The following is a 9,328-nucleotide window of genomic DNA, read 5'->3' on the forward strand; positions in this document are numbered from 1 at the left end:
ATGGGCGGTATTAAGAGCTGATTATTACTAATACTCGGGTGTTACCGGCGAATGAGCAAACTTGCGCCAGTTAATCGCCGGTGATGAAAAACAACAAAGCGGCTGTGGATCAGGCTCTGTGAAGAGTTTTTCTACAGGTTCGTTACGTTGCATCGTCGTGATTTTTTTGAGATCAATTTAAACACGGAGTTAGTTGACCCATGGGGTTCAAATTAAGTTGTGGGCTGATTTTTCTGGTTAGTCTTCAAGTTTAGGGGGCAGGTGTTGAAATATTAGTTTCAAGCCAAGAGTGAAGGCCAAGTAGTGAATTTACAGTTACAAAGCTGGATGATTCTGCTGCTGGGAAACACGAAAGCGGTAAGGCGTAACTGTAAATTCACTACCTGACCCTTGCCAGGAGGTGAGGCAAAGGTCATTGCTGGCCCGGGATCGCTGCCTGGCCCATCAACCGGATGCTCGGTCGACGGGCCGGTAAACTACAGCTTCTGAGGACTCCGTGGAACCATTATAGGGGTGCCCGGTGCGGTACATCCCTTGGCACAGCATTTACCGGGTTGTTTGTTCTGGCTGATGGGCCGGTTTGGATCATCAGCCAGGCCCCGGTCCAGCAATCGCTCCACCAGTTCTACTTTGCTGCCAATGGGGTAGTTGCGGTAGATCTCCTGTTTCATCGCCGCTGGTGAGCCGCCGCCGTGCAGGCTGATAACCGAATACCAGCCGCCCTGGTAGGAAGCGGTCAGATCCTCAATAAAGCGCGCGGTCTGGATGCGCTTGTCGTAGGGGATATCCGGGTTGGCCCTGAGTACATCGGCCATGTTCGCCGCGGTTTCCGGGTTGTGGTCTTCATCCGGGCCGGGCAGGGCGACGATCAGCCCGCCGGAGACATAGTGAGCGATCCGGTGCATGTCGTAGATCTGGGTAGACAACAGCAACTTGCCGATGTTGGCGTACACCGGATCGGGCACGAAAGTTTTCGAATGCTCATCCTCGGTGGCGTAAACCGACGCGGCGACACCGCAGGCATAAAAACCTTCGGTAATCTTGATCAAGTCCACCATCTGTTCCCGCAGGTGGCTTTCCTTGCCGGGATCAAACCCGTTTGCCTCGCACATCAGGCTGCCAGCGCCAATCAGCAGGTCACCAAAGCCAGCTCGGGCGCCAATGCAGCTGTGGCGGTGGTGGGTCGCATAGTTGTAGGTCATATAGCCCGAGTGCTCCCACTCTCCGGCGTAAAATACCTTGTCCCAGGGTACAAACACCTTGTCGAACATCACCACCCCGGTGGACTGGCCGTATCGATTGGAGAACAGGGCCGCTTTCTCGCCGGGCCGTCCTGCCGGGCGGGCAACGATGGTCAGCCCAGCAGCGTCAACGGGCACCGCGCAGCAAACCGCAAAGTCGGCGTCCGCCTCGGACATGTTGCGGCACGGCATCACCAGAAATTCGTGCATGTAAGGCGCACCCGTGACGATGGCCTTGGTGCCGGAAATGACAATGCCCTTACCGTTGCGCTCGACAATGTGAACGTAGGTGTCCCGGTTGCCTTGCTCGTGGGGGCGCTTGCTGCGATCGCCCTTGGCGTCGGTCATCGCCACACCGAGGGTCAGATCCCGGTCCTGGATATCGTGAAGGTAGGCGGTGAAGCGTTCGGAGTGCTCGCGGGTGCCCCGGGCATCGTCCAGGCGGGCCGACACCTGGTGGATGGCATTGACTGCGTCATGGGTCAGGTAGCGTTGGGCGCACCCGGTTTCCTGGCATACGAGCCTGACGGCTTCCAGCTTATTGAGTAGATCGCCGGAGCTGGTGTTGATGTGCAGCAGCCGGTTCACCGTCTTGCCGCTTGATTGCTGGGTCGCCCTCATAACGCTGGCAAATTCGTCCCGCAGGGCGTAGTCATAGGTCAGGCCAACCGCATTGACCCCGGGCTCGAAGCCGGGTTCGTCAGCAACAGATTCGACCTTGCGGCCATCAAGATAGACAGTGGGATTGTACTGGCGAAGTGACTCCCGGTATTCGTCGGCAGACATCATCATGGCGGGCATCCTTATTGTTTAAATTTTAATCATTCAAACAGTGTTCAAATAATTGGTCAAGAATTAAAATTAGGCCATAATGAACAAAATATAAAAGCGCATCAGATGGGGATAGCAAGCTATGGCAGTTTTTCATGAGTACTGAAATCGCACGGACAGAGCGGCAACAGGCCGTTAGCGACCATCGGCGCACTATTATTTTTGATGCCGCCAAGGAAGTCTTTCAGGAACATGGGCTGGAAGGTGCCAGTATGCGCAAAATCGCCAGCCGCGCGGGCTACACGCCGGGAGCCATCTATTTCTATTACCGTAGCAAAGAGGAAATTTACGGTGCCCTGTTGGCAGAATCTCTGGAGCGACTGAATCAGGCCGTTGCTGCTGCTGGCTTGCAGGCCACGTCACTGCGGGAGAAGCTGATTGCCAGCGCCCTCGGATTTTTTTCGTTCTATGCAGATAATCCCCGCGACCTGGACCTTGGCTTTTACCTGTTCAATGGGATGAAGCCCCACGGTCTGACCCCGGAACTCAACCGCCGCCTGAACCGCAGGCTCCATGATGCGTGGGCGCCTACCGAGGTGGTGCTCCTGGAGATAGGCGCCTCACCGCAGCAGGCGGGCCGGGAAATCACCGCTCTGTTTGGCCATTGCGCCGGACTGCTGTTGCTGCAGCACACTGGCCGCATGAAAGTGTTTAAACAAAATGCCGTTGATCTCTTCAAAGATTACGCGGAGCAATTATTCCACCGCTATGGAGAACACAAATGCTGATGTCTGCTGATGACTCCTCTGTTGTGTTAGTGGATCTGCAACAAAAACTGATGCCGGCTATCGACCACGGCGAGGTTGTGTTATCGCAATGTTTGCGGTTGGCGGGCATTGCCAAAGCACTGGGTGTGCCGGTTCTTGGCACTGAACAAAGCCCGGATAGCCTCGGTCCTAACGCGACAGAGGTACGCGAGGTGTGCAGTCAAACCATCGTGAAAAGCCGCTTCGACGCCTGTGCTGATGGCCTGGTGCCAGCGTTATCTTCGCAACGCAAAACCGTGTTGGTAGCTGGCTGTGAAGCCCATGTCTGTATGTTGCAAACCGCGCTGGGGTTAATCGATGCCGGTTTTCAGGTGTGGGGTGGTCGCCGACGGAGTGGGCTCGCGAAAAGAGTCTGATCGTGATGCCGCATTGGATCGTCTGCGCCAGAATGGTGCGCAAATAGTGACTGTCGAGATGGTCGCTTTTGAGTGGCTGGGATACAGCGATCACCCGAAATTCCGGGAGGTTCTCAAGCTCATCAAGTAGTGACTTAAGCTGTGTTGGATAACGCGTAGAATGCTGAAGTTTAGGGGTCAGGTGTTGAAATATTAGTTTCAAGCCAAGAGTAGAGATCAAGCAGTGAATTTACAGTTACACAGTTGGATGATTCTGGTGCTGGGAAACACGAAAGCCGTGAGGCGTAACTGTAAATTCACTACCTGACCCCTAATATTGACCCTATCCTTTAGCTAACCCCAGGATATGTCAACCTGACCCGCCAAAGCGCAGAAAACCGGAGCAGCTACCGCGCAACGGCGGGCGATCAGCAGGATATAAAGGCACTCGGCGAACTAGCCTATGTAAGTGGCGGTTATAGTCTGAGTGAAATCGGTACTTTCTTTGGGCTTCACTATTCCCGCGTCAGCCGGATTGTTCGGGAGGCAAAACACAAGACTTGATCCTGTTATCCCTTTCTTTGAACAAAAACCGTTGAGCCTGTCAGCGTGTCCCGGAGGTCCTTCCTCGCCCGGGCATCATGTTTCGCAACGCATCGGTTTTGAACCAGAAGTGGTTTGCCAATGCCCCTGCTACGTGCAGGGCTATGATCCCCAAAAGAATGTCGGAAGCGAGGATATGTTGGTCACCCAGCCATTCGTTGCCCAGCAACCACGCGGTCAGTCCGGCAATAGGCATTGTCAGGAGCAAAAAATAGAGCGCGATGTGGGACACCTTGGCCAGCGTGACAGCCCAGTTCGGTTCACCCCCGGAGTGCTCCGGTCGTCCATGGGTGAAGCGATCCCACAGCCGCAACAACACGGCGACCAGAACCGACAGGCCAATTACGATATGCAGGTAGCCCAATACCACTGTGCTGCCATCCAAAGCTTTGCCTTCAAGACCACCATCGAAGAAGTCGATCATCCATCCGCCGATAAAATATTGCACCGCAATCAACACAACGATCAGCCAGTGAAGAGTGATGTTAAGCCGGGTCCAGCGGTCAGGGCCGTGAGTCTTTATTGAAATCGTATCCGCCATGATGTGGCTCCTTTGAGAATATGAAAATAAGGGACTGTAGAGCCTTTTGGTCTACTGAAGAATGGCCTTTGGTGCGCTGCTCTATCCAGCGGCAATGTCACGCCGATAGGCTCTATACTTAATAAGTAAACGGACATTCCGCAAAATCAATTACACAACGGTTCCGAACACGCGACCAACCAGCGCTGTTACGGCAAGCGCAGTCATTCCCCAGATCACCGTTCGGGCCGTGCCTTTTGTTATACCTGCGCCGCCGAGCGATGCACCCATCGCGCCGAGGATGCCCAAAAGTACAATCGTGGATACACCTACGATCCATAAAGTCGCGCTTTTGGGAGATAGAAGAACCGCGAGCAGAGGCGCCGTCGCACCAACGATAAAAGAAAACGCTGATGCCGACGCAGCTTGAAACGGCCGCGCCTTGGTGAAATTGGCCATGCCCAGTTCTTCCTGGGCATGGGCGGCCAGCGCATCGTGCTTTGTCATCTGTTTTGCAACGAGCACGGCGGTATCAGGTGCTACACCGCGCACGATGAAACGATCAGCCAGTTCCTGCAACTCGTATTCTGGTTGCCTTTCCAGCTCACTTCGTTCGCGCTCAAGATCTGCGTTTTCGGAGTCAGATTGAGAACTGACGGAAACATACTCCCCTGCCGCCATCGACATAGAACCAGCGACCAGCCCGGCGATTCCGGCAATCAATACAGCGCTTTTAGGTACGCCGGAGGCTGACACGCCAGCGACCAGACTGGCAGTAGAAATGATCCCATCGTTAGCGCCCAACACAGCGGCACGGAGCCAACCGAGGCGATGTGTGAAGTGGGTTTCCCGGTGACGAACCATATTTTTCCTCTTCAGGCTGGAAATACAAAAACCTTGCTCTGCTCACAATTTGCCAACACCTGCACCGCAACGAACACATAAGGCACTATTGAGCGCTGTCGGAGTAGCGACGGCCAGTCTTCCTGTTCCGGATCCGACGGCCACGCAATTCCGGTATATAGCCCACGTTGGCGTGCGAAGCCTCGCCTTGATTCGGAGAGCCAGAATTGCCAACAGACTTATTCAGAGGCTCCCTAAGCAATAGCGGCGACATTGAGTCTGAAAATCGATTTCATGACCAGCACCTGGGTTTCTTGCTTCATTGCTATAATAAGAGATTATAGGAAGCTTCTGACATCAACCTGACAAGGCAGTAAAAATATGCCGCCTGGCGAAAGAAAAATTTCGTGCCGGTCAGCTTTCTGTCAGAACGAAGGTTTAGACTATTGCTTATGCGCCTTCTATTGATTGAAGATAATACACGGCTGGCTGCCCTCATCCGGGACGGTCTTCAGGATCAGGGGTTTGCTGTTGATTGGTGCGACACGCTGGACAAGGTCAAGCGACTGCGGCAATTGGTCGAGTATGACCTGCTGCTTCTGGATCTTGGGCTCCCGGACGGGAACGGATTGAGCTTCATCCGCGTGATGCGCCGTCAGGAAGACATGACACCGATCCTCATCATCACCGCACGCGGGGAACTTGATGATCGCGTCGTCCGGGCGCGTCGCTAGGCACCATTCTTTCTGCCGGCAACGTGCTATTCGACACTGCCGCAAGGGCGCTCCTGGTTTCAGGCAACCTGGTTGATGCAACGGCGCGCGAGATTAATCTGCTGGAGCATTTGCTGCGTCGAGTGGGACACGTTGTACCGAGGCCCATGCTTGAGAATTCACTTTATTCCATGGAAAATGCGGTAACGCCCAACGCTCTTGATGCCTCGGTTTCCAGGTTGCGCAAGCGTTTGAAAATGGCCGCCGCCAACGTCCAGATTCGCACAGTTCATGGGATCGGATACGTGTTATTCGAGCCGAGGTAGGCAATGAAGGGGCTCCCAGTGATGAAGCATGACGCGGCGGGGCCAACCCTGCTCCGGCAACTTACGTATCGCCTTGTTGCCTTTACGCTGGTTTTCGCGGTCCTGGATATAGGACTTGTTGTCTGGACCTATGTTTCCCAGCCCGAAGCGCTGGGAGAGCAGCTTCTGACATTGGAAGCGAGCAAGCTTGAGCACTCACCGGTTCTTACGCCTGACGAACTGACGGGGCCACCGGGGGCGCCTTGAACAGAGCATGCGGATCAGCGGCGTACGGCGGATAGAGCGCGGCGATCTGCCGCAATGGCTTTGGATGGAGTTAGAGACTGACAGCATCCGCCCATACGTCCCGGTGATTTTGAATGAACTCCTGACGCATGTGGCCTTGCCCCTGATTCCGCTACTGGGGCTCATGCTCACGTTTAACGTCTTGGCGGCACGCCGGGTTCTTCAACCGCTTCATCAGGCTGAACGGGAAATTGAAAGTCTCGACCCGGAAAAAATGACAATGCGATTGACCGAGCCACTTGCGCCCCGAGAGGTCAACGCGCTCGTTAACACAGTCAACCGAGCGCTTCAGCGTCTGGAAAAGACAATGGTCACGCTGAGGTCTTTCACCTCAAATGCAGCACATGAATTACGGACTCCGCTCTCCATTCTCCAACTCGCGCTCGAACGGCTGCCGAAAAGCGATCTGCGCAGCGAGCTGCAGTTGGATGTTTCGCAGATAAACCGTTTGGTCGGTCAGATGCTTGATCTGACCCGGGCCGATGCCATGGATTTTGATACCGGCGCCATCGTGGATTTAGCCGATATTGGTCGTAACGTCGTTTCAGATATGACGCCGAAGGCATATTCCGCCAATCGCGAACTTCGTTTTGAAGATCATGGTTCGGCCATTATCAGTGGTCATGCCGAGGCGATTTATCGAATTTATCGCAATCTTATAGACAACGCATTCCTCCATGCGCCAGGTGAGACTCCTATCGAAGTATTTGCGGGCCCGGGTCCACAAATAGGCGTGCGGGATTATGGCCCCGGGATATCTGAGGCTGACGCTTCGAAAATCTTTGAGCCATTCTGGCGAAAGGATCGCCGCAGGAACGACGGAGCCGGACTTGGTATTGTAAGACGTTTGGCAGAAGCACACCGTGGCACTGTATCGGTAAAAAACACCTATGATTCAGGGGCTTTGTTTACGGTCCACTTTCAGGAAAGCATGTTTGCCAGCGGTGATCTGCAAGAATAATATCCCGCATTCAATCATCAGATTGTCGCTAAGTTCGAAGTCGTCAATCGTGTGACCAAGCTCGTCCTGATCAACTGATCAATCGCACTGTTTCAGCCCCATCTCCCAGAAATCAATTTCAAGCCGGGTTGCGTCGCTGAAGATTCGGGTGAGTTGCCCGAACCGGGAAGGGGAGACATCGGCCAGTTGCTCATCCAGCCAGTAGATTTCCGCCTGCATGGCTTGCTGGAATTCGTCACTTTCGTACATGGCAATCCAGGCATCGTAGGGGTTCTTTTCGCCCCGAATGGTTTCTGACCGGCGGTTTAGCCAGTTGGCTATTTCACCGTAACCCACTATGCAGGGTGAGAGCGCAACGTGCAGGTCCAGCAGATCACCGCGGTTGCCGGTGTCGAGCACATAGCGTGTGTAGGCAAGGGTGGCGCGTGCTTCCGGTATGTGGGCGAGTTCTTCTTCCGAAATGCCCCATTCCTTGCAGTAGCTGATGTGGAGGTCCAGTTCTACATCCACGATGGCTTGCAACCCTTCCTTTGCCTGCCGGAGATCCGACAGGGTCGGGCTTTTGTAGGCGGCCAAGGCGAAGGCACGGGCAAACTGGATCAAGAACAGGTAGTCCTGCTTGAGGTAATGCTGGAACGCTTCCGGTGCCAGCGACGCATCGCCCAGTTGCTGCACGAAGCTGTGCTCGATGTAGGCGCGCCACTCTGCCTGACAGCTCTTTTTGAGTTCTTCGAACTGGTAGGGCATTTCGTCTCCTTAGTTCTGGTACCTGGTCGGGGTCACTGGCAGGATTTTGTTGAAACGTCCGGGTTAATTTCTACTTATGCTTATATAACCATTTCTGGAGGCATGGTGAAATAACCACCGCGAAAACTGGGACAGATTTATTTTTGAAGGTTTCCGGGGTGGCTCGGCACGAAGCGGGCGTTGCCGGTTTTTCTCTGACAGGGTGTCCGTTTTGATTGCATCCAGCCGGTGCACCGCTCCCGGAATCACTCTATAAGCACCTTCAGCCTGATGCAGGCTTGTCCGGCACGTCTGCTAAACTGACAGGGGTTTGCGTACACATGGGTTAACGGGAGTTTTTAGTGAGGCAGGTCTGGAGCACAATCGTGTGGCGCTATCTGGCGCTGATTCTGGGGGGGCAGGGGTTCTCGCCGCGTCGTTCGGCGTGGTGGCACAACCAATACCGGTGGAATCGCACATTGTCACCGTGGCGACGGGCGAGTGGCCCCCCTATGTGACCCAGGCGGGGCCGCACCATGGTCCCATGGCCCAAGTGATTGATCATGTGTTTAACGACGCCGGTTACCAGATCAAATACATATTCCAGCCTTGGAAACGCAGTAAACAGATGGTCCTTGAGGGGAATGCTGACATCCTCATGCCTGCCTACTGCTCGCCGGATCGGTCCGAAATCTATCTCTGTAGCGACGCGGTCATTACCGGCAAACTGGTCCTGTTTCATCGCATCGATATGCCCCTCGCCAGCGATGAAACCAACATGCGGCTGCTGATGAAAGGGCGTATTCAGCTTTACCCGCAGGACAAGGCCGTCGGATTCGCCATGCTTCACCATCTCTATCCGCCGAATCGCTGGTCAGAAATCACCAGTAGTTTAGGGGTCAGGTGTTGAAATATTAGTTTCAAGCCAAGAGTAGAGATCAAGCAGTGAATTTACAGTTACAAAGCTGGATGATTCTGGTGCTGCCGTCTACTGCGACGCCCTTCGACTCAGAAGCACATGGGCGCGAGATTTTCGCCAGATGCTTTGCCACTGTGTTTCACGTTAGGCCGTAGCGCAAAGATCGAAGTTTCCGGTGGTCCGCTATACTCTCAGTAGTAGTAGTCGTTTGAGCCGACAATCCAAAGTGGACGTTCTCGACCGGCGGGTGTCGAGTCA

Annotated in this window: 11 protein-coding genes; 7 read left to right on the forward strand and 4 right to left on the reverse strand. The window is 54.3% G+C overall.

What is annotated here, in order from left to right:
* Positions 1 to 476 precede the first annotated feature (476 nt).
* Complete coding sequence (locus tag ENI00_RS16310; RefSeq protein ID WP_304104645.1) at positions 477 to 2,033, reverse strand: 4-hydroxyphenylacetate 3-hydroxylase family protein; 1,557 nt, start codon at positions 2,031 to 2,033, stop codon at positions 477 to 479.
* 134 nt (positions 2,034 to 2,167) lie between these two features.
* On the opposite strand from ENI00_RS16310, the gene ENI00_RS16315 reads away from it, so the two are divergent.
* Positions 2,168 to 2,800, forward strand: a complete 633-nt coding sequence (locus tag ENI00_RS16315) for a TetR/AcrR family transcriptional regulator (protein ID WP_304104647.1) — start codon at positions 2,168 to 2,170, stop codon at positions 2,798 to 2,800.
* A complete protein-coding gene (locus ENI00_RS16320) occupies positions 2,794 to 3,195 on the forward strand; it encodes an isochorismatase family protein (protein WP_304104649.1) in 402 nt (133 codons plus the stop codon). The genes ENI00_RS16315 and ENI00_RS16320 overlap by 7 nt, the downstream gene beginning before the upstream one ends.
* A gap of 583 nt (positions 3,196 to 3,778) precedes the next feature.
* Here ENI00_RS16320 and ENI00_RS16325 read toward each other — a convergent pair.
* Both ENI00_RS16325 and ENI00_RS16330 read right to left on the reverse strand, forming a co-directional pair.
* Positions 3,779 to 4,318 carry a cytochrome b gene (locus tag ENI00_RS16325; RefSeq protein WP_304104651.1) on the reverse strand — a complete coding sequence of 180 codons (540 nt, stop codon included), beginning with the start codon at positions 4,316 to 4,318 and terminating at the stop codon, positions 3,779 to 3,781.
* Between the two features lie 150 nt (positions 4,319 to 4,468).
* Positions 4,469 to 5,161, reverse strand: a complete 693-nt coding sequence (locus ENI00_RS16330; RefSeq protein WP_304104653.1) for a VIT1/CCC1 transporter family protein — start codon at positions 5,159 to 5,161, stop codon at positions 4,469 to 4,471.
* A gap of 431 nt (positions 5,162 to 5,592) precedes the next feature.
* On the opposite strand from ENI00_RS16330, the gene ENI00_RS16335 reads away from it, so the two are divergent.
* Genes ENI00_RS16335 through ENI00_RS16350 form a run of 4 tightly spaced genes read left to right on the forward strand, consistent with a single transcriptional unit; the run spans position 5,593 to position 7,425 of the window.
* Positions 5,593 to 5,874, forward strand: coding sequence for a response regulator (locus tag ENI00_RS16335; RefSeq protein WP_304104655.1), 282 nt, complete (start codon positions 5,593 to 5,595; stop codon positions 5,872 to 5,874).
* A gap of 23 nt (positions 5,875 to 5,897) precedes the next feature.
* Positions 5,898 to 6,179 carry a winged helix-turn-helix domain-containing protein gene (locus tag ENI00_RS16340; RefSeq protein WP_304104657.1) on the forward strand — a complete coding sequence of 94 codons (282 nt, stop codon included), beginning with the start codon at positions 5,898 to 5,900 and terminating at the stop codon, positions 6,177 to 6,179.
* Between the two features lie 18 nt (positions 6,180 to 6,197).
* Positions 6,198 to 6,425 carry a hypothetical protein gene (locus ENI00_RS16345; protein WP_304104659.1) on the forward strand — a complete coding sequence of 76 codons (228 nt, stop codon included), beginning with the start codon at positions 6,198 to 6,200 and terminating at the stop codon, positions 6,423 to 6,425.
* Positions 6,426 to 6,432: 7 nt separating this feature from the next.
* Positions 6,433 to 7,425, forward strand: coding sequence for a sensor histidine kinase (locus ENI00_RS16350; RefSeq protein WP_304104660.1), 993 nt, complete (start codon positions 6,433 to 6,435; stop codon positions 7,423 to 7,425).
* A gap of 78 nt (positions 7,426 to 7,503) precedes the next feature.
* Here the strand turns inward: ENI00_RS16350 and tenA are convergent, their stop codons facing one another.
* Complete coding sequence (gene tenA / locus ENI00_RS16355; protein WP_304104662.1) at positions 7,504 to 8,172, reverse strand: thiaminase II; 669 nt, start codon at positions 8,170 to 8,172, stop codon at positions 7,504 to 7,506.
* A gap of 367 nt (positions 8,173 to 8,539) precedes the next feature.
* Between tenA and ENI00_RS16360 the strand changes: the two genes are divergently transcribed.
* Complete coding sequence (locus tag ENI00_RS16360; protein ID WP_304104664.1) at positions 8,540 to 9,061, forward strand: hypothetical protein; 522 nt, start codon at positions 8,540 to 8,542, stop codon at positions 9,059 to 9,061.
* Positions 9,062 to 9,328: the final 267 nt, after the last annotated feature.

It is taken from the genome of Marinobacter antarcticus (assembly GCF_011049865.1).
Classification (GTDB): domain Bacteria; phylum Pseudomonadota; class Gammaproteobacteria; order Pseudomonadales; family Oleiphilaceae; genus Marinobacter; species Marinobacter antarcticus_A.

What these genes read in the sequence shown, in the direction of transcription:
- ENI00_RS16310 (WP_304104645.1), bottom strand. Translation starts at nt 2,033, where the DNA reads ATGATGATGTCTGCCGACGAATACCGGGAGTCACTTCGCCAGTACAAT.
- ENI00_RS16315 (WP_304104647.1), top strand. Translation starts at nt 2,168, where the DNA reads ATGAGTACTGAAATCGCACGGACAGAGCGGCAACAGGCCGTTAGCGAC.
- ENI00_RS16320 (WP_304104649.1), top strand. Translation starts at nt 2,794, where the DNA reads ATGCTGATGTCTGCTGATGACTCCTCTGTTGTGTTAGTGGATCTGCAA.
- ENI00_RS16325 (WP_304104651.1), bottom strand. Translation starts at nt 4,318, where the DNA reads ATGGCGGATACGATTTCAATAAAGACTCACGGCCCTGACCGCTGGACC.
- ENI00_RS16330 (WP_304104653.1), bottom strand. Translation starts at nt 5,161, where the DNA reads ATGGTTCGTCACCGGGAAACCCACTTCACACATCGCCTCGGTTGGCTC.
- ENI00_RS16335 (WP_304104655.1), top strand. Translation starts at nt 5,593, where the DNA reads ATGCGCCTTCTATTGATTGAAGATAATACACGGCTGGCTGCCCTCATC.
- ENI00_RS16350 (WP_304104660.1), top strand. Translation starts at nt 6,433, where the DNA reads ATGCGGATCAGCGGCGTACGGCGGATAGAGCGCGGCGATCTGCCGCAA.
- tenA (WP_304104662.1), bottom strand. Translation starts at nt 8,172, where the DNA reads ATGCCCTACCAGTTCGAAGAACTCAAAAAGAGCTGTCAGGCAGAGTGG.